Annotated in this window: 21 protein-coding genes; 9 read left to right on the forward strand and 12 right to left on the reverse strand. The window is 42.8% G+C overall.

The window, feature by feature from the left end; all coding sequences use genetic code 11:
- The first annotated feature begins 9 nt into the window (after positions 1-9).
- The 6 genes from ACMXYW_RS10165 (at position 10) to ACMXYW_RS10190 (ending at position 2798) form a co-directional block, all read left to right on the forward strand.
- Positions 10-561, forward strand: a complete 552-nt coding sequence (locus ACMXYW_RS10165; protein WP_415903961.1) for an RNA polymerase sigma factor — start codon at positions 10-12, stop codon at positions 559-561.
- On the forward strand, positions 554-934 hold the full coding sequence (locus ACMXYW_RS10170) for a DUF3619 family protein (protein WP_415903962.1): 381 nt from the start codon (positions 554-556) through the stop codon (positions 932-934). Before ACMXYW_RS10165 ends, ACMXYW_RS10170 begins: the two co-directional genes overlap by 8 nt.
- 55 nt (positions 935-989) lie before the next feature.
- Complete coding sequence (locus ACMXYW_RS10175) at positions 990-1130, forward strand: hypothetical protein (RefSeq protein ID WP_415903963.1); 141 nt, start codon at positions 990-992, stop codon at positions 1128-1130.
- A complete protein-coding gene (locus ACMXYW_RS10180) occupies positions 1117-1575 on the forward strand; it encodes a DUF3106 domain-containing protein (protein WP_415903964.1) in 459 nt (152 codons plus the stop codon). The genes ACMXYW_RS10175 and ACMXYW_RS10180 overlap by 14 nt, the downstream gene beginning before the upstream one ends.
- Before the next feature lie 97 nt (positions 1576-1672).
- On the forward strand, positions 1673-1996 hold the full coding sequence (locus ACMXYW_RS10185; protein WP_415903965.1) for a hypothetical protein: 324 nt from the start codon (positions 1673-1675) through the stop codon (positions 1994-1996).
- Between the two features lie 163 nt (positions 1997-2159).
- On the forward strand, positions 2160-2798 hold the full coding sequence (locus tag ACMXYW_RS10190) for a helix-turn-helix domain-containing protein (protein ID WP_415893952.1): 639 nt from the start codon (positions 2160-2162) through the stop codon (positions 2796-2798).
- A 141-nt stretch (positions 2799-2939) separates the two neighbouring features.
- On the opposite strand, the gene ACMXYW_RS10195 is transcribed toward ACMXYW_RS10190, so the two are convergent.
- Both ACMXYW_RS10195 and ACMXYW_RS10200 read right to left on the reverse strand, forming a co-directional pair.
- Positions 2940-3476 carry a hypothetical protein gene (locus tag ACMXYW_RS10195; RefSeq protein WP_415903966.1) on the reverse strand — a complete coding sequence of 179 codons (537 nt, stop codon included), beginning with the start codon at positions 3474-3476 and terminating at the stop codon, positions 2940-2942.
- 10 nt (positions 3477-3486) lie between these two features.
- Entirely contained in the window at positions 3487-4344 is an 858-nt protein-coding gene (locus ACMXYW_RS10200) for a TraB/GumN family protein (protein ID WP_415903967.1), read from the reverse strand.
- Positions 4345-4506: 162 nt separating this feature from the next.
- Between ACMXYW_RS10200 and ACMXYW_RS10205 the strand changes: the two genes are divergently transcribed.
- Positions 4507-5301, forward strand: coding sequence for a response regulator (locus ACMXYW_RS10205; RefSeq protein WP_415900708.1), 795 nt, complete (start codon positions 4507-4509; stop codon positions 5299-5301).
- 228 nt (positions 5302-5529) lie between these two features.
- Positions 5530-7323 (forward strand): DEAD/DEAH box helicase, encoded by a 1794-nt coding sequence (locus ACMXYW_RS10210; RefSeq protein ID WP_415903968.1) that lies wholly within the window; start codon positions 5530-5532, stop codon positions 7321-7323.
- A 123-nt stretch (positions 7324-7446) separates the two neighbouring features.
- Here ACMXYW_RS10210 and ACMXYW_RS10215 read toward each other — a convergent pair whose 3' ends face one another.
- Positions 7447-7833 carry a RidA family protein gene (locus ACMXYW_RS10215; protein WP_415903969.1) on the reverse strand — a complete coding sequence of 129 codons (387 nt, stop codon included), beginning with the start codon at positions 7831-7833 and terminating at the stop codon, positions 7447-7449.
- A gap of 154 nt (positions 7834-7987) precedes the next feature.
- On the opposite strand from ACMXYW_RS10215, the gene ACMXYW_RS10220 reads away from it, so the two are divergent.
- Positions 7988-8746, forward strand: a complete 759-nt coding sequence (locus tag ACMXYW_RS10220; RefSeq protein WP_415903970.1) for a TlyA family RNA methyltransferase — start codon at positions 7988-7990, stop codon at positions 8744-8746.
- On the opposite strand, the gene ACMXYW_RS10225 is transcribed toward ACMXYW_RS10220, so the two are convergent.
- The 9 genes from ACMXYW_RS10225 to ACMXYW_RS10265 form a co-directional block, all read right to left on the reverse strand.
- Positions 8743-10467: an ATP-binding SpoIIE family protein phosphatase gene (locus ACMXYW_RS10225; protein ID WP_415903971.1), complete on the reverse strand. Its 1725-nt coding sequence runs from the start codon at positions 10465-10467 to the stop codon at positions 8743-8745. The two genes, ACMXYW_RS10220 and ACMXYW_RS10225, sit on opposite strands and share 4 nt — an antisense overlap.
- A 6-nt stretch (positions 10468-10473) precedes the next feature.
- Positions 10474-10782 (reverse strand): STAS domain-containing protein, encoded by a 309-nt coding sequence (locus ACMXYW_RS10230; RefSeq protein WP_415900703.1) that lies wholly within the window; start codon positions 10780-10782, stop codon positions 10474-10476.
- Between the two features lie 44 nt (positions 10783-10826).
- Complete coding sequence (locus ACMXYW_RS10235; RefSeq protein WP_415903972.1) at positions 10827-12053, reverse strand: methyl-accepting chemotaxis protein; 1227 nt, start codon at positions 12051-12053, stop codon at positions 10827-10829.
- 24 nt (positions 12054-12077) lie between these two features.
- Positions 12078-13157: a protein-glutamate methylesterase/protein-glutamine glutaminase gene (locus ACMXYW_RS10240; protein ID WP_415903973.1), complete on the reverse strand. Its 1080-nt coding sequence runs from the start codon at positions 13155-13157 to the stop codon at positions 12078-12080.
- Positions 13141-13755, reverse strand: coding sequence for a chemotaxis protein CheD (locus ACMXYW_RS10245; protein WP_415903974.1), 615 nt, complete (start codon positions 13753-13755; stop codon positions 13141-13143). Before ACMXYW_RS10245 ends, ACMXYW_RS10240 begins: the two co-directional genes overlap by 17 nt.
- A gap of 5 nt (positions 13756-13760) precedes the next feature.
- Positions 13761-14600 (reverse strand): CheR family methyltransferase, encoded by an 840-nt coding sequence (locus ACMXYW_RS10250; RefSeq protein WP_415903975.1) that lies wholly within the window; start codon positions 14598-14600, stop codon positions 13761-13763.
- Positions 14601-14667: 67 nt separating this feature from the next.
- A complete protein-coding gene (locus ACMXYW_RS10255) occupies positions 14668-17031 on the reverse strand; it encodes a methyl-accepting chemotaxis protein (RefSeq protein ID WP_415903976.1) in 2364 nt (787 codons plus the stop codon).
- 17 nt (positions 17032-17048) lie between these two features.
- A complete protein-coding gene (locus tag ACMXYW_RS10260) occupies positions 17049-17570 on the reverse strand; it encodes a chemotaxis protein CheW (protein ID WP_415893937.1) in 522 nt (173 codons plus the stop codon).
- Positions 17567-20038, reverse strand: a complete 2472-nt coding sequence (locus ACMXYW_RS10265) for a chemotaxis protein CheA (RefSeq protein WP_415903977.1) — start codon at positions 20036-20038, stop codon at positions 17567-17569. The genes ACMXYW_RS10260 and ACMXYW_RS10265 overlap by 4 nt, the downstream gene beginning before the upstream one ends.
- Positions 20039-20043 lie beyond the last annotated feature (5 nt).

Raw genomic sequence — 20043 nt, forward strand, 5'->3', positions numbered from 1 at the left:
CGCTTAACTGTGCAATCAATCGAACAATTTCTAATTCAGGTAGAATGTCGCGCGTTCCAGATGGCTAGGATTGCTACGGGCTGCGATCAGGATGCATTGGATATAGTCCAAGATGTAATGCTCAAATTTGTTCATGCCTATAGCGAAAAACCAGAACCGGACTGGAAACCACTTTTTCACTGCATGCTACAGAACAGAATTACTGACTTTCATCGTCGAAAAACACTAACGAATAGGATTTTCTCTTGGATTGGCTTCCGGACAGATGAAGAAGATAGTGAGGTTAGTGAAGAAAAGTTCGTTGATCCTTCTGCCCTGTTGCCTGAAGAACTTTTACAGCACGAGCGATTTGGTGACGCGTTAATTCATGAATTAGAAGCGTTACCACAAAGGCAGCAACAGACCTTTCTGCTGCGGATTGGGGAAGGCATGAGTGTAAAAGAGACAGCCGAAGCAATGGCATGTAGTGAAGGCAGTATAAAAACACATCTTTCTAGAGCAACTGCACGTCTAAAACAGCAGTTAGAAGCACACAGTTTTATAGGTCCCGACAATGAGTGACCCTAACGACAAAGCATTTGTAGATGCTTGCAAAAAAGCACTAGATAAACAGGTGAACGATCAATCACCTGAGATTACACATCGTTTAGCCCAAGCCCGAAAGCAAGCGCTAGAGCAACAACAAAGCTCATCTGAACCTACGCAATTATGGGTTAATTCGCTCCAACGCAGTATGTTTCCAACAGGCATAGCGATGGCTGCGCTTGTACTTTTAATCTTATGGCTACCTATTAATGACGATACCCAAGAGCTAGTACAAGACAATTTACTTTCGTTAGAAACACTAGATCTGCTGAGTGCAGAAGAGGATTTAGATCTCTATGAAGAGCTTGAATTTATCAATTGGCTTTCGCTCCAAGCTGAGCAAGGCTAGTGTGATAATGTTGATCTATAGCAGCTTACTAAGCGCAGAAGATACAGAACCTAGTATGAGTTTTTTAGAATTTTTAGGCCAAGAAGAAAATGAATCTTGGATTGAACAAGCTCTTGAATTGAACGACGACTCAACCAATGAATCAGAGCAACTTGAAGATAGAGCTGCGGAGGAGGATTCTAATGAAACTAATTAAATCACTTTTCCTAATCACATGGTGCCTATCATCCACTTACCTCAGCGCAGCAGTAACCCAATGGGATAGTTTAACGGATGAACAACAGAAATTTTTAGCACCCCTCTCTGAAAAATGGAACCAATTGCCAGAAGAGCGACAGCAAAAATTACTTAGAGGCGCAGAACGGTTCAAGAACATGACGCCGCAACAGCGAGAGCGTGCTCAAAAACGCTTTAAGCGTTGGCAATCCATGTCGCCAGAACAAAAAGAACGACTAAAGAAACAGTACAAACGTTGGAATAAACTAAGCCCTGAACAGAAGAAGAAGCTAAAAGGTAAATACGTAGAATTTAGGCAGATGCCCAAAGAAAAACGACAAGCATTAAGGCAACGCTGGCAAGAACTCACACCCAAACAGCGCAAAGCCTTTAGAGAGAAGTTAAAGGCAAACACAGACAAATAAAACTTAAATCGGCAGAAATTCTGCCGTTTTTTTGTCAACCGTTTTCCCTCTACCCCGTTGTAGTTAGTAACAAACACAAAAACGTTAGGGGACACTTATGAAAAACATTATCGCTCAAACTTTAATGATCACGACTTTAGCTTTTACCGGCCTAGCGCATGCAGAAGATAAAGGCGATCGTGTAGAAGCTCGTTTAGATGCTAAAGGCGATCGCATTGAAGATCGACTCGATAGAAAAGGTGATCGGATTAACGATAAGTTAGACCGCCGTTCTGAGCGTGCATCCTCACAAGGGAAAGACAAATTAGCTGCTAAGCTGGATCTCAAAGGTGACCGCATCGATGCAAGGTTAGATAAAAAAGGTAGCCGTATTGATGCCAAATTGGATAAAAGAGGTGATCGCTACAATCAAAATCACTAACCTACACCTTTCATTCATATCAGCCGCGCCTAACGCGGCTGAAATATATGGATCACCCTTTCGCCTATTAGAGAACCCCTTATCAACCATGTATACTGTCTAAATAGCACTATATTTGTGCTCAAAGATAATTAAAAACAGAGTGAGATTCGGGGTTGTATGCATGTCTGACGAGCCATTTTTCCTAAAGGAAGAGAAAGAAAAACTAGGCCTACAACGGAGCAACGGTCAAACAGAAGCTACACTAGAACCTCTGCAGTTGGGTAAGCGTGTCAAAGAGATTCGTTTAAGCCAAAATCTGACTCTGGAAGAAGCAAGCAAACTCACAGGTCTTGCCCGCTCAACACTTTCTAAAATCGAAAACGAGCAGATATCCCCAACCTTTAGTGCCGTCAACAAATTAGTTAAAGGCTTAGGTATCGATATTCCTCAACTGTTCTCCCAACCTAAGCGCGGTGCCGGCGCGGGTGGTCGTCGAGATATTACCCGTGGAGGCGAAGGTGTACCCCACCCGACTCCAACCTATGAACACGAGTTACTAGCAACTCAGCTAAGTACCAAAAAGATGATCCCATATCGCACAACGGTTAGGGCTCGCGATTTTGACGAATATACTGATTGGGTTAGACATGATGGCGAAGAGTTCCTGTTTGTTTTGAGAGGCTCGCTTCTGCTCTACACAGAGTTTTATGAGCCTCTGGAGCTCTTCCCTGGAGATTCAGCCTATTACGATTGCGAGATGGGCCATGCATTAGTCTCCACCAGTGAAGAAGACGCTGAAGTGGTTTGGGTAACAGCTTAAAGTAACTCCATCGGAATATTAAAATTCAGTAAAACTGCAAAGTTTATAAACTAAGTTATACTGAAAACAACCTTCCTGAACACCGTCACACCATGGCGTTTGCTTGCAAACATTTAGATGTGGCGGTTTTTTTTATCTGAATTACCAACCAAATCCAGCTAAGGCAATTTGATTCCCTTCTTGCCAAATGCCTTTGTGCTTTAACTCTTCTAGAGAATTTGAAGCATTTTCACTGCTAAGGCCATCAAACACAGCTAGTTTGGCGAGGATATTATCCGCTAACTGTTCTTGCTGGCTTGAGTTACACCATAACTCATAGGTATCCATCGCAATGACAGGTGCCGACAGTTTTGAAATAAACTTAGTCCAACGCTGTAACAATTCTTCATCAGAATCAGAGATAAATGGTTTGAGTAATTTACAACGTTGCTCAAGACGATCTAGTAGCTTTGCACGCTCAGCGACTAAAACCGGATATTTTACATTTCCATTGTGACTGAGGATGCCATCACTTTCCGCAGCGACTTCAAAATACTGCAGATCCTCACAAGCAAAAGGCAACAGCCAAAAGAGAGGAATATCATGGTTTGCAGCGCAAATCACCTCTGCTTCGGGAGCGCTCTCCCCTGCTCCTGGGGCACCACTCATTGAAAGTAGAATAATGCGTGTTCCTAGCATAATTTTATCCTTACATCTGTTCTACAGAATAACCTTGCTGTTTTAGCTCTTTTAGAATGCCATCTGGGCCAATCAGGTGAGCAGCACCTACCAATACAAATTCAATCTCAGGCGTTGTAAGCATCGATTTAATCTGAGGCAACCAACGCTCATTTCTATCAACCAATAGGGATTGATACACCTTCGGATAATCGCTCTTCATCTGCTCTACGACAATCTTTTCCAGGCCTTCCGTATCTCCAGATTTCCAGTAGAGAACCATCTCTCGCATCATACTCTCGGTCTCTTTCATATCCTCAAGTGTCTGCTTCAGATAACGCTCCTCGTTACCCTCACCCAGCTCTGCTATAAAACCAATATGGTCTTCGATCGATTCAAGACCAAGGGTCTCCTTACCATCCTTAATAGCTTGCTGGTAGTAAACAGTATCAGCACCATCTTCAGAAATACCTAAGCGCTGAAACTCTATGCCGAGCATCGTTAACATAACGCCTGCTGGCTTCATACCGATAAATATGTGTGGAATAAGACCACGATCACGCAGATACTGCTGGAGCTCCTGATAAAGCTCTGGGGAGATCATCTGCGTTAATAGACGCCCATCTCTATAGGAAAAATGGGCCATCAGTCTCGCCTGAAAATTAGGATCGAGAATCTCTGACATTTCGGTCTCTAAAACGACTATATCTGAAGCGTTATAGGCCCAATCAAACGCTTTTGGAAACGGTAGGTCGGAAGGTGCTAAGACATGAATGGTCCCTGCAAGGTAGATCTCTTCCCCTGTTTTTGTCACTTTCCAAAGGGAGGTTTGGGCTAAAACAGAAAAACTAAATAGAAACACTAAGAAACCTAAAATAAATCTTTTCATTTTATACTCCCCACTATTCTACTTAGGAATTAACTCACTGCTAATTACATACACTTTAGCTTCAAATCAAAGTTTACTCAGCTTTAAAAGGATATGATCTATACGAAAGCTTGAATAATAAATAATAAATGACAATAAAAGGGACAATAAAAGGGACAATATATGTCGGAGCTAACTTCTTCAGATCTAACGATTTTACTTGTAGAGCCCTCAGCCACTCAAAGAAAGATTATACGTAAAGAGCTAAACAAAGAATTAGTTGAGCGTATAGATGAAGCTGACAGCGTAGCGACTGCTATTAAACAAATAAAATCGGTTCGCCCAGATTTAATTATTAGCGCCCTTTATTTCTCCGACGGCTCAGCAGAGGAACTGCTTCAATTTATTCGTAACGACCCTTCTCTTACTGACCTGCCATTTATGCTGGTATCAAGTGAAAATAGACATAGTGAGTTAGACAAGTTTAAACAAGCGGGCATCGTAGCTATTCTGCCAAAGCCTTTTAATCACGATCATTTAGCAACCGCAATAAATTCAACTCTGGATATATTGTCCCACCATGAGCTGGATCTTGAGTATTATGACGCTGCCTCATTGAGGGTATTAGTAGTAGATGATAGCCGTATGGCTCGTAAAGTTATTACCAACGTTTTAAAAAATTTAGGTATTGAAAATATCACTCAAGCCACTGATGGCTCTGAAGCAATCCCCTTACTTCCCAATGGTTTTGATCTCATTGTTACCGATTACAACATGCCAGAAATTAATGGTTTGCAACTTGCCGAATATGTAAGAGGCTCTGGGGATTACTCTCATATTCCTATTTTGATGGTAACCAGTGAAGCAAGCCATGCCCATCTGAGTAATGTCGCCAAATCAGGCGTAAATGCTATGGCGGATAAGCCTTTTGAACCCGCAACTCTAAAAAAATTACTTTCCCAAATTTTAGATGATTAGTTCTATTTAGATGGTGCTGTAGAACAAAAATATCGCTGTTTAAAATACGCACAATTACAATGGCTAAAATTTCACCAAAGATAACGGTATAAACTAGATATTAAAGGCCTGAGAACTTGTTATGGGCTGGCTGAGGTGTATAATGCCCGCTTTCCCACCAGAGCAGCCTATACTGTATCTTAAAATAGTATGCAGCCCTGCCCTAATTCCGAATAGGTAAGTCAAAGAATGAATTCAGAAGATCAGCTGTCCTTTGCTGAGCTTGGCCTTGCGGCTCCCGTATTGAAGGTCCTGGACGAGATCGGATACGAAACGCCATCTCCAATTCAGGCACAAAGTATTCCTCATCTACTAGAGGGTAAAGACCTTCTGGGTATTGCACAAACGGGTACCGGTAAAACTGCCGCATTTTCCCTGCCATTGCTATCTAGGCTTGATCTAAAAAGCCGTCATACGCAATTGCTTATTCTTGCACCTACTCGTGAATTAGCTATTCAGGTTGCTGAAGCGTGCCAAACTTATGCTCGTAACCTTCCTGACTTCCACGTTTTACCAATTTACGGCGGTCAAGCTTACGACAGCCAACTTCGCCAACTAAAACGTGGTGCGCAAGTTGTTGTTGGTACGCCTGGACGTGTAATGGATCACATGCGTCGTGGCTCTCTTAAACTAGATAACCTTCAGGCTCTAGTACTAGATGAAGCCGATGAAATGCTTCGTATGGGCTTTATCGACGATGTTGAGTGGGTACTAGAACACACACCAGATGATCGTCAGATTGCGCTTTTTTCTGCGACTATGCCTTCGCAGATTAAGAAAGTCGCTGAGAATCATCTGAACTCCCCTGCTGAAGTTCGCATCAAAGCGAAAACAGCAACGGCTACCACGATCACGCAAAAATACCTTCGCGTATCTGGCAATCAAAAGTTAGATGCATTAACACGTATCCTAGAGATGCAAACGTTTGATGCCATGCTGATTTTCGTACGCACAAAATCTGCAACGGTTGAGTTAGCAGAAAAACTATCTGCTCGTGGTTACGCTTGTGAAGCACTGAATGGTGACATTTCACAAAACCTGCGTGAACGTACAATCGACAAGCTTAAACGCGGTCAAATCGACATCCTAATCGCAACTGACGTTGTAGCACGCGGTTTGGACGTAGAGCGTATCAGCCACGTTCTTAACTACGATATCCCTTACGATACTGAATCTTATATTCACCGTATTGGTCGTACTGGCCGTGCAGGTCGAGAAGGCGAAGCGATTTTGTTCGTATCGCCTCGAGAACAACGCATGCTTAAGTCTATTGAGCGCGCGACTCGTCAGCAGATCGAGACTATGCAACTGCCGTCTACTGATGACATCAATGAAAAGCGTGTACAGCGCTTTGTTGATGGCATCACACAGACGATCGATAGCCAAGATTTAGATTTCTTCAAAAACCTACTGACCGAATATCAGCAGGAACACGATGCAGATCCGCTTATTATCGCATCCGCGCTGGCTCATCTTCTACAAGGCGAAACTCCGCTGCTGATGAAAGAGCAAGAGCGTCCACCTCGTCGTGAACGTGGCGATCGTGATAGAGATGACCGTGGCAAGCGCCCACCACGTGGCATGTCCACTAAAGCAAAACAACTGAAGGATCACCCTGATGTTGAGATGCAGCGCTATTTGATCAGCGTTGGTCATGACCATGGTGTTGCTCCAAAGAACATTGTGGGCGCAATAGCTAATGAAGCAGATTTAGATGCCAACTTTATTGGTGCTATCGAGATCTACGACGATTGCTCAACAGTTGATCTACCAATAGGTATGCCAAAATCTGTCGTACAACAATTACGAAAAGCAGTTGTATGTGGTCAGCGCCTTAATCTTAAAGAAGCCACAAGTGGCGGCGAACGTCGTGGCGGTGGTGGCAAAGGCCGCGGTTCTGATCGAGGTGGCAAAGGTAACAGCAACAGCCGTAACCGTCCGCCGCGTAGAAACAGAAAAGATAGCAAGAAAAAAGAGAGCTAAGCTCTAGTTTTTACCACTAAACATTCTTCCCCCTTCTTGAACTGTTTAGTGTTTTCTCAAGGATGGGATTAAAAAAGGCAAGCGCGAGCTTGCCTTTTTACCTTCTAGATCACTGCAGATCAATTACTCAGCAGTCACCATAATTGCTTCTACTTCGATATCTGCATCTTTCGGTAATTGCTTCACCGCAAACGCTGCGCGTGCTGGGTATGGCTCAGAGAAATAACGCGCCATCACCTCATTAACCATCGCAAAGTGGCTCATGTCAGATAACAAAATAGTTACCTTAACCACATCAGAAAGAGAACCACCCGCTGCTTCAGCGACAGCCTGCAAGTTTTTGAAAACCTGCTCCGCTTGTGCTTCAAACGACTCAGTAACCATCTCCATAGTTGCCGGAATCAAAGGGATCTGACCAGACATATAGACCGTGTTGCCAACGCGAACCGCTTGAGAGTACGTACCAATTGCAGAAGGTGCACTTTCAGTACTGATGATACTTTTATTCATAGTTTTCCCTGTATAGAAGATAATTTGCATTAAATAGACGTAATTGAGCCATTACAAATATGCTTACTGGGGAGTTTACACTCCTATTAAAAATCTAACCAGCTAGGGTTAGATTGCGTATAATCCCCTCTTTTTAACGGATCCGATTTGAACTATGCAACGTGCTGACCTTCTACTTGTTGAACTGGGATTTGCCCGTTCGCGCACCCACGCGCAACAATTAATCAAATCAAGCAGAGTTCAAGCTGAGATCAAAGGCAAATGGCAGCCTCTTACAAAACCTGGTCTAAAGTTAGACCCTGATACACCATTTGAGGTTGAAGAAGATGAAGGTGACCGTTACGTCTCTCGCGGTGCTTTAAAACTTTTAAAGGCTCTAGATACGCTACAACTAGAACTTAGTGGCAAAATAGCTATCGATGTTGGCCAATCTACAGGCGGTTTTACTGATTGCTTGCTACAAGCAGGTATTGATGCTGTGGTAGGTATCGAAGTAGGTCATGATCAACTAGCGGATAAGCTTCGCGTAGATCCTCGAGTTACTTGTTATGAAGGTGTCAATGGTCGGGATTTACCTCAAGATATGCTTCTTAAGCATACCGATGACAAAGGATTTGACCTTGCGGTTATGGACGTTTCCTTTATATCTCAACGTAAAATTCTACCTTCTTTAATTCCGCTTATCGCTGAAAGCGGATATTTGATTAGCCTTGTAAAACCACAGTTTGAGGTAGGAAAAGAAGGCATCGGTCGAGGAGGTATTGTGCGAGATAGCTCACTCTACCCACAAGTTAAGGCTCAAGTAGTAGAGTGCTGTTCTGATCAAGGTATGCAAATACTCGATTACTTTGAAAGCCCAATTAAAGGCGGAGATGGTAACCGAGAATTTTTGATTATTGCGCAAAAAATCTAGTCTTTAGTGGAGTAGCTATATACCACTTCTACAGCAGTTCCAGCGTTTTCGTAACGTATGCTGTCACATAGATCAGAAACCAACGCTATACCTCTCCCGCTAAACTGACCAGCACAGGAGCTTTTTTTACTATGTAGCCAATGGTCATAGTCAAAACCTTCTCCGCTGTCTTCTACCCTCACTAAAAGACGTCCCCCATGGGCAAAACGAGTATGTTGCAGGTATAGCGCAACTGCACCACTTGAAAGGGCTTCAAGTCTTTTTTCTCGTTCGCTAAAGTATTCGGCAAACCCTTCAGGAGAAGATTTTAAGCTGGATTCAAGCTTCAACACCCCATGATCAAGGGCATTAACATAGAGCTCCGTCAATATGCTGAATACACTGTGCCACTGATCACCACCACCTTCTGATTCCTGAAGACGACTTAGTGCCTGCGCCACAGGGTTAATACGGGCTAAACTAGCTCCTTGTAGCTCTAAATTCCAGTTCCAGATATCGAGAATAGAGGACTCACTCACATCCAATTCAACACCGCACGGCGTGATCGGTTTGATATCATCGGCTGTAACGCTGCCTGGAATATCTATCAGAGAAATATCATCTTTCTGAATATTGCCATCAACAAATTCACTGAGGTCTGACAAGATGATATCGACTAAATGAGTCTCAGGATTAGCTTTCTGAGCGGCTATAGATTGATATAACCGATCTTCACCAAACTGCTCAGCTTTATGATTTTCAGCTTCAATTACACCATCACTGAGTAACAGAATATGATCGTCCGGCTCAACCTTGGTATGTTCAAAATTAAGCTCTTTGACTGAAGGGATAATGCCTAGAGGAGGATGACTGGATACAATACGTTGCACCACTACACCTTTAGAGATCACCAAAATATCAGGCAAACCTCCGTTCCATATTTTAGCCGTACCATCTGGGCTCAAAGTGACTATAGCTGTCGCGAGAAACATTCCTGTAGGCAAAAGCTTTTGTAACTTACGATTAATCTGAGCGATGATCTCTTCTGCATCATAACCCTTAGCTGTCATTGCCCTAAAGGTTTCTGATAGAGGTAAAGCACCAATCGTAGAAGTCAAACCATGACCAGTGAAATCCCCCAAAAGAACATTTAATTCGCCGTTAGGGCGGAAAGCACTGAGTTGGACATCGCCGCTGAATGTTTCCGCAGGTTGTTTATGAATTCGTATTTGATCGAGAGCAACATTGGCAGACTCAACAGCACCACTTAATAACTGCTCTGCCACCTCCTCTTCTCGAGCTCGCAGGTGATTTAAACGATTAACCTGACGGTAAAGTTGCGCGATGCGCCTTAGCGCGACAATTTTTCCTTCAAGTAACTCAAAAGGAAAAGGTCGCTGGATATAATCATCACCACCGGCATCGATAGCCTGACGTATAACATCCTGCCCTTCTGCCCCGGTCACAAAAATTATTGGAATGAAACTGTCTTCAGCAGCCTGTTTAATTTTTCTGGTAGCCTGAATACCATCCATACCAGGCATATTGATATCCATGAGAATCAGGCTTGGATTTAATGCCTGGTATTTTTCAACCGCCTCTTCGCCCGTTTCAGCAAAGACCGCCTCCAATCCCATCTCTAGAATCATCTGACCTAATATCTGACGATTCAGGCGCATATCATCAACAATTAATACTTGATTATCGCCACTTCCAGCCTGACTTACTTCAGCTTCAACCATAAACCCTTAACTCTCGATAGTTACAAACTGATCGAAATTCGCAATTGTTAAAATTTTATGTACCGATTCATTAGGCTTCGAGATAATTACTTTCCCACCTTTCTTCTCCGCATGCTCTTTTAGCAAAAGAATCATGCCTAAAGCCGAACTATCCATATAGGTAGCCTTGGATAGATCCACTTTAAAAATAGTACCAGGGACATCAACATTTCGATAAGCGTCTCGAAAAGATTGATGTAAGGAGTAATCAAACTGCTGAGACACAATAATATTAATCGTTTTATTATCACCAGCATTTTGTACAGAAATTGCCATAAGTTATCCCATCTTCCTAAGACTTTTTGGATTGCAGAACGCCACTAGAACAGCTCCACTTCCCCTTCATCCATATCATTCTGCGCAACAGTTCGCGACTGATTGCGATGTAAAGATTCCTCTCTTAACTCTTTACAACGTGCCATACATTTTTCTGCAGCGGCACTATTAACTTGATGATCTGGCGTAATTACATTTGAAATTAATGCTGATACCTCATTCAAGGAATCGACATTATGCTCCACTGATGAAAGCGCTTGAGAAGAGATATCTTCAAACTGTAACGAACGTACAGCCTGATCAACACTGCTACTGAGTTGAGTACCAATATGTGAAATTTCAGTAACCTTCTCATTTAAGAAATGATTCATATTAGCCATATGCTCAAGCATTTGACCCATCTTATCTTTCGTGCCAATGGTGTCACTCATATCAGTAGAGGCCATTCCACCTACGGTGCTACGTAGGACTTCGATAGTCTCTTTAGCAGAACCGATCTCTTCACGAATTTCATTATTCAAACTAGCAGAATTAATCGACAGAGTTCGAACTTCATCCGCAACTACAGCAAAACCTCGGCCGGCTTCGCCAGCTCGAGCAGCTTCAATACTTGCATTAAGAGCCAATAAGTTTGTCTGACTAGCGAGCCCCTCAACATTTTCGATCAAACCAAAAATGCCATCCAATTTTTCGACCATATCATCTATATGATGGACGGTTTCTAAACTGTTCTTACTTACATCAACCATTACATTCACAAACTGATCCAAAGTGTGACCTGTTTCAGAGATGAAACTTTGAATACTGAATGTTTCTTGGTTTAGATTTTGCTCGCCACCTTGAGAATCGCCTTCATGCGTTTGATTAATAATTTCAGCTGTTAATGCTGCCTGACGACTTGCCAAATCATGCATTGTATGAAAACTATCGCTCATTAAATGAACCGATTCTTTAATCAAGCCATCTACACGCGACACCTCTTGATTTACAATCATCGCGTCGTGAACAAGCGTCTGAGAAACTTCGTTCACAGCCTCTTGCAGTACTGGGTCAACACCAACCGAGGAACTAACCACTCTACTCGTTCTCGTTTCCGAGTTATTTCGTGAATTTGCAGCCGTATCATTAATTACAAATTGAGCAAGAAGGGCAGGTATTAGCACCACAAGACAGATAAGGTTCACGATACTTTCAAGCCCTAGAACCTCTGCAGTCGCTAACACTAAACTTGCCACCAAAGCGGCAACCAACATTATTTTCTTTAACGTCATTTAGCTAACCTCAATCACTCAAAATTACGAAAGGTGCTGGACCAATCGTTGCGCAATATCATTTAAAGGTACAACTTCTTTTGCGGCTCCAAGCCTTACAGCAGCCCCTGGCATTCCCCATACAAGACTTGTTGCCTCGTCTTGCACAATAGAGTGAGCACCTTTATCCACTAGGCTTTTCATAGCCATTGCACCATCTTCACCCATACCCGTTAGCATGACAGTCGTCACATTACGCTGATCTAAAGATGCAATAGAGTCAAACATAACTTCTACCGAAGGTTTATGGCGATTTACTGGAGCGCTATCATCTAAAGCACAGACAAATTCGTGACCATTCTGCTTTATTCTGAGATGAAAATCCCCCGGTGCGATATAGACATGCCCCGGTTGAAGAACATCGCCTGCTTTCGCTTCAGCTACATTTAAATCACAGTTCTTATTTAGACGATTTGCAAACCTATCACTAAAACTCGCAGGTATATGTTGCGTAACAATGATCGGAGGCATATTGTTCGGCAATGAAGCCAAAATATGATGCAAAGCCTCTGTTCCACCTGTCGACGAGCCTATAGCAACAAGCTGATTTCTTGCTCGCGCCATAGGTGCTTTAGTCACAACTTTTGATATTTGCTCTCGATTATTACGATTAAACTTTAGTTTGGCGGAAGTTGAAGCTGCAGCTTTCACTTTCGCGACTAAGTCAGACTGAAATAATTCTAAATGATCGTCTGACTGAGTGTTGGAAGGCTTAGCTATATAATCTATCGCACCAATTTCTAATGACTGTAGAGTGGCATCAGCGCCTTCATGCGTCAGAGTCGATAGCATAACTACAGGCATCGGGTTTAATTTCATTAAATTCTTTAAGAAAGTAATGCCATCCATCTTTGGCATTTCAATATCTAGCGTTAGCACATCTGGCTTCAATTGCTTGATCTTGTCTCTAGCATCATAAGGGTCAACCGCGGTGCCTACGACCTCAATACCAGGGTCTAAAGATAACAATTCGCTAATCACTCCGCGGACCAAGGCAGAATCATCAACTATTAATACCCGAGTTTTTTCCATATCAGGGTAATTTCCTTTAAAAGAGTTCAACATCCGAATCATCCAAATGCTGATCAACATCAATTTGGTAAGAACGCTCTTCAGCAATTACAAGCTGGTCATCACGGTGATCTAGTTTGTTAACTAACATACGTCCAGTGGTTGGGAAAAATGCCACTCGACGAGCTTGATCTCCACCTAAATCTGAGGCTATCAGTTTTAAACCTTCGTCATCTATATACTTAAGAATAAAATCTATATTTTGCTGACCGATATTGGCGATGCCAGACATCATATTCCCACCGCCAGTTAACTTGACTTGTAAGTTTTCTCTCAGGCAGCCATGCTTCATTAGCTCATTAACCAACTGTTCCATAGCAAACAAACCATATCGAGAGGATCGCTGCATATCATCATTGGGGCCACCGGTAGGCAACATAAAATGATTTAAACCGCCATACCCTGTCTCAGGGTCAAAGATACAAGCCGAAATACAGGAGCCCAACAAAGTCGTAATTACTAACTCATCATTTGCAATATAAAACTCACCAGGCTTTACCTTTACGGCATAAAGCTCCCAGCGCGGCTCCCAGAAAGATTTGAAATGATGAAAACCGGATACATATTTAGGCCGTTTCTGTTCTACAGGCATCCAGTTCACCCTACCTTTCTGTAGATAGTTTTACCCACTAACTCAAAATTACTAGCATGACGTGCCAATGCTTCAGAATGCCCTACAAATAGATAACCATTAGGTTTGAGTAAAGAATGCATTCGATCCAATAAGCGTGCTTGCGTATTTTGATCGAAATAGATCATTACATTTCGACAAAAAATAAAATCTAAAGGCCCTTCGATTGGCCAATCCTGCATCAAATTCAGATAATTAAACCTGAGCAAATTTTGCAGTTCAGGTTTAACTTTAACAAAACCTTTTTGTGAGCCCTTTCCTTTCAAGAACCAACGTTTCAGTTGTGAATCAGGCAGATTTTTTATTCGGTCTTCCGTGTAGATACCCGATTTTGCACTACTCAACACTTTGGAATCTATATCAGTCGCCAATAAGCGGATATCCCAACACGAAGGGTCTATCCCCGCCTCTAACAAAGTGATTGCCAAGCTGTAGGGCTCTTCCCCTAGAGAACAACCAGCGGACCAACCTCTAACCCGAGAAGCATTACTCGCTTTTATTTCTGGAATAATCGTATTTGTTATAAATTCAAAATGGTGCTTTTCACGGAAAAAAGCAGTTAGATTTGTGGTAAGAGCATTAATAAATTGACTAAATTCGACAGGGTTATTGTCTAAAAAAGAGAAATAATCATCAAAGTTAGCAAGTTTTAACTCTCTCAGGCGTCGTACCAAACGGTTATAGGCCATATCTTGCTTGTGATCAGCTAGTACAATTCCAGCATAATCGTAAAGCTCATCCCTTACCTTCACAAAATGTTGTCTTGTAAAGGTAAACTCTCGGGATCTGGTAGAATCTGATGCCATTAACGCTCCCTGAAATTTAAAAGAGTGTTAAACAGCCTATCAATTCAGATAGGCTGTTTTTTACTACTTAAAACTCTTCCCACTCATCACCACTAGCACCGGCACTTATAATTGGCTGCTTTGGTACAGTGCGTTTAACTTCAGGCTTGCGCTCAGTTTGAACGTTCTGGCTTGCTAACTCTCTTAGACGGCTCACACCTTCAGTTTTTGTCGGTGCTTGCACTGAGCTAGACATACCCTCTGCTTCTACTACTTCAAATTGGTTTACTAGAGTTTGAAGTTGACCAGCTTGCTCTTCCATGGACGCAGAAGCAGCCGCAACCTCCTCTACCAGTGCCGCATTTTGCTGAGTACCTTCATCCATTTGCGTTACAGCAATGTTCACTTGCTCAATACCAATCGCCTGTTCACGGCTAGCTGCAGCAATTTCACTGATGATTGTCGATACGTTTTTGATAGCGTCCATGATTTCAGCTAACGCTTTGCCGGACTCATCAACGAACAATCCACCCTCTTCAACTTTTTCAACGCTATCGCTGATCAGCTCTTTGATCTCTTTCGCCGCACTTGCGCTTCGTTGAGCAAGACTACGAACTTCGGATGCAACTACTGCGAAACCACGACCTTGTTCGCCAGCTCGCGCGGCTTCTACAGCTGCGTTCAAAGCAAGCAAGTTAGTCTGGAAAGCAATTTCATCAATCACGCCGATAATTTCTGCAATTTTGGTCGAGCTAGCACGAATATCACCCATTGAGGTCACAACCTTATTGGAGATCTCGCCACCCTTCTCAGCCAATTTCTGAGCATCACTTGCTTGGTTTCGTGCTTCATCAGCGTTGTCAGCATTTTGCTTAACAGTACTGGTCATCTGCTCCATGCTTGCTGCAGTTTCTTGTAAACTTGCAGCTTGAGATTCAGTACGGGAACTTAGTGTTGTGTTACCACTTGAGATTTCAGAAGCACCCGTTGTAATACTTGCACCCGCTGTTCTGATCTCACCGACCATTGTATTCAGGTTGTGCAAGGAACTATTAAGCGCATTGTTCAGCTCTGCAAACTCACCTTGGAAGTTACCGGACATCTGCTGGGTCAAATCACCATCAGACATAGCATTTAACACACGTTTAACTTCGCGAAGAGGCTCTACTACAGCATCCAGCATTTGGTTAACACCAGAAGCAATATTCGCCATAAAACCACTATAAAGTTCTACATCTAGTCGCTCGTTCAATTCGCCTTGTGAAGCTTTTTGAATCAGATTAGCAACTTGGTCTTCCGCAACAAGCTGATCGGTAATATCCATCCACTCAACAACTGTACCCAGTCGTTGGCTGTTCTCATCAATTACTGGGTTGGCAATCAAACTAAAGCTACGTGTGCCAACTTTGATTTTACCGTTATAAGTGGTTTTAAGGCCTTCCAGCATGCGTCGCTGATGTTCTGGGTTTTTATGGAAAATATCGAAATTAGATCCCAAAATTGTTTCAGCATCAAAATCGGGTAATTGTTCACGGATATCTGCTTCAGCATTACGCATCATTCCCAAGACTGCATCATTACAATAAATAATATTGCCGTCGTTATCCGCCAACATAACATTAGAAGACACGTTATCTAGGGCTACTTTAATGCGAGAAGCACGATTCGCTGCTTCTTTGGCATCATTCACTTCGTAACCGAGCTTTGTTGCTAGAATTTTGACATTTCGTTTTAGCTCACCCGTTTCGCCAGGTTCATCCAAAGGAATTGGTGCTAGATAGTCTCCTTCAGTGATATCAAGCATGTGTCGTCTAGCTTGCTCTAACGGTTTAATAACACCGGTTTTCAAGCAATTATTAGCACCGAAAAGAATGATTAGGAAAGCAACAATCGGACCAACCATCAGTGCTTCAGCAGGCAAGCCCATGAAGTAAATCGCGGCATTAATCAGCACTGCTGCTACAACAGCCATCACGGCATGATGATTTATTTGACCTGCTAGATTCTGCTTAGGAACAGCATTTGGCGAAGGAATTGTTGCCTCATTGCGCTTTAGCTTCGCATATAGAACTGTTGCCTGTTCAATCTCATCCTGGCTTGGGCGAGTTCGTACAGACATGTACTCAACAATCTCTCCATTGCGGAAAATAGGGGTAACATTAGCCTTAACCCAATAGTAATCACCATTTTTACAACGGTTTTTTACTAATTTAGACCATGGACGACCCAACTTAAGGGTATCCCATAGATCTTTAAAAGCTGCAGGAGGCATATCAGGGTGACGAACCACATTGTGGTTTTTACCCACTAACTCATCCCGACTAAACCCACTGATCTCTACAAAGTCCGGATTGGTATAAGTAATTATCCCTTTCAGGTTTGTTTTTGTAACAAGTTCCTGACCATCTCTGAGCTTAACTTCGCGATCCGTAACCGGCTCATTGATTTTCATTTCTTATCCTCCGCCCCTTACACTTCAGCTCTTGTTGATGAGTCTGCAGCTAACTCATCGGAATTCATTAATTCATCTATGTCCATCAGGACAATCATTTTGTCATCCTGCGCCACAAGGCCAGTAATAAATTCAGCATTTATCACTCCACCTATCTGTGGTGCTGGTTGTATCTGATTTGTTGACAGCGTATATGTTTCAGCAACCGCATCAACAATGATCCCCATCACACGTTGACTAGTGCCACTATCTACATTGATCACAATAACAACCGTTGTAGGCCCATATTCGACAGGATTAAGACCAAATCGCAAACGCAGATCAATCACAGGAATAATCGCCCCACGTAAGTTCAGCACACCTTTTAGGTAGTCAGGCATATCTGGCACATGAGTAACCGGCGTCCAGCCTCTAAGTTCCTGCACCCTAAGAATATCCACCCCGTACTCTTCATCATCAAGAAGAAAACTTAGATATTGGTGCCCATCGGCTGTTTGATCTAAAAGCTCAGATTGCTCCTGCCATTCAGTATCTGTCATGCCACAGCTCCCTGATCAGCATGTTCACTACGTGATATTTCATTTCGTTTTTGAGCAGCTTTTGCCGATTCAAAATCCAAACCGCGTTTCATCAGACCGGCAATATCAAGGATTAGCGCCACACTGCCATCGCCCAAGATCGTTGCTCCTGCAAACCCTTCAATACGCTTGAAGTTAACTTCCAAGCTTTTAATTACAACCTGCTGCTGTCCAAATAGTTCATCTACAACTAAACCGATTTTTTGCCCACCATTTTCAACAATGGCGATTAAACATGTATCAGTTTGATCTTCGTCGACAGGAAGCTTAAATAGAGTACGTAAGTTGATAAGCGGGATATATTCTTCGCGGAAATGAAGCAGTTTGTTTTCACCCGCAATCGGGCTCATTGCAGATTTATCAGCAAGGATTGTTTCTACAATAGAAATCAGCGGAACAATATAAGTTTCGTTATGAACACGAACAAGCTGACCGTCTAGTATGGCTAAAGTCAGAGGCAGGCTGACACTAAAGGTTGAACCGTGACCGGGTTCAGAAGTTACGCTGACATGCCCGCCTAACGATTCAATGTTACGTCTTACTACATCCATGCCAACGCCACGGCCCGATAGATCGCTCACCGCATCAGCTGTCGAAAAACCAGGCTTAAAGATAAGCTCATTAATTTCACTATCACTAAGCTGCTGATCAGCTGTTATAAGTCCGTTATCTAATGCTTTCTGGTAGATTTTTTCGGTGTTTAACCCACGACCATCATCGGTAATATCGATAATAATAAAACCACCCTGATGATATGCATTAAGCTCCACCCTGCCGACTTCAGACTTACCGGCAGCCGCACGCTCATCAGGCGCTTCTAAACCATGATCAAGAGAATTTCGAATCAAGTGAACCATTGGATCACCGATCTTCTCCATTACTGTCTTATCGATTTCCGTTTGCTCACCTGTAATAACGAGCTCTACTTTCTTACCTAACTTGCCACTGACATCATGAACCAAACGAGGGAAGCGGTTGAAAACAAAACTAATAGGCAACATACGAACACGCATTACATCTTCTTGGAGATCGCGCGTGTTTCTCTCTAATTGCTCAAGACCAGACTGCAGGCGCTCGACTTCAGAACCGCCGGTTATTTCAGCGAGCTCTTCTCCCACCTGTCCAAGCATGGCTTGAGTGATTACCAATTCACCAACACGGTTAATTAGTGCGTCGATTTTATCTGTATCTACCCTAATAGAGCTGCTCTCAGCTGCCTTAGGTTTCCGAGCTGTGCTAGCTTGATTTGCAGGTACAGAAGCACTTGATTTTTGTGTCTCAAGTTTGGGTGCAGACTCTGCTGTAGGAGCAGAAGATTGAATTGAAGGGGGTTCTACGTTTGATGGCGTTCCACTTTGTGCAGAACTTTCCTCAACTTCATTAGAAGACTGTTGTACTTTAGGTTCTAAATCTAGAGTACATTCATCCTCAACCCACTCAAACACCTCTTCTATTTCTTCTTTACTGCAATCAGATATCAGATCTAATTGCCAAGAAAGTAACAGCTGTTCTGGATTAAGCTTATCAAAATCGACTAGTCGCTCTAGATTAACTTGAATATCAAGTTGACCTAATTCTTCTAACGCTTCAAACATGAAACTAGGTTCATTGCCTGTTTCAAGCATTGAAGGCTTAGGGCTAAACAAGATTGACCATCCTGCTTCACTGCTTACAGCATCCTCTTTAACAGTGAGAGGATTAGAGCAAGCTTTCCCCTGATTTACTTCGAGATCACATTCGTCTTCTACCCATTCGAAGATTTCCCGAACCTCATCTTCTGAACAATCATCAGAAACGAGCTGTAAATCCCAAGAGAGAAAAAGTTCTTCTGAATTTATAGATGAAAAATCAGGCAAATTTGCAAAACTTGGAGTTGCCGTTAACTCACCTAACTCAGCCAAGGCTTCAAACATAAAAGCAGGCTCGTGGCCTGCCTGGAGTAGATCACGATGAGGGGTAAACTTTATATTCCAGCAAGACATCTCAGCATCAGCCTCACCAGAATCACTTACTGGAGCCTCGGACAGCGCTTGATCTTGAGAAGGCTCTTGCCCCAAAGCTTGCTCTAAACGCTGTTTTACTTGCTGGATCTTCGCAGCATCAACTTCAGGACCATCTTGAGCCGCTTCAAGAAGCATTTTGATACAATCGACAGACTCAAGTAAGAGATTAACAAGCTCGGGGGTTATGGACTGTTTGCCACTACGTAACTCATCTAATAATGTTTCAACTACATGGGTAAAATCTGCTACTTCGTTGAAACCGAACGTGCCCGCACCGCCTTTTATTGAGTGCGCAGCACGAAAAATAGTATTGATCGTTTCTTCATCGGCTGAATCAAGATTTAGAAGGCTGGACTCCATAACCTCTAAACCTTCATAGCTCTCTTCAAGGAAAGTAGCTATAAACTGTGATAGATCAATACTCATAATGC

This window comes from Neptuniibacter sp. QD48_55, assembly GCF_047778115.1.
Lineage (GTDB): Bacteria > Pseudomonadota > Gammaproteobacteria > Pseudomonadales > Balneatricaceae > Neptuniibacter.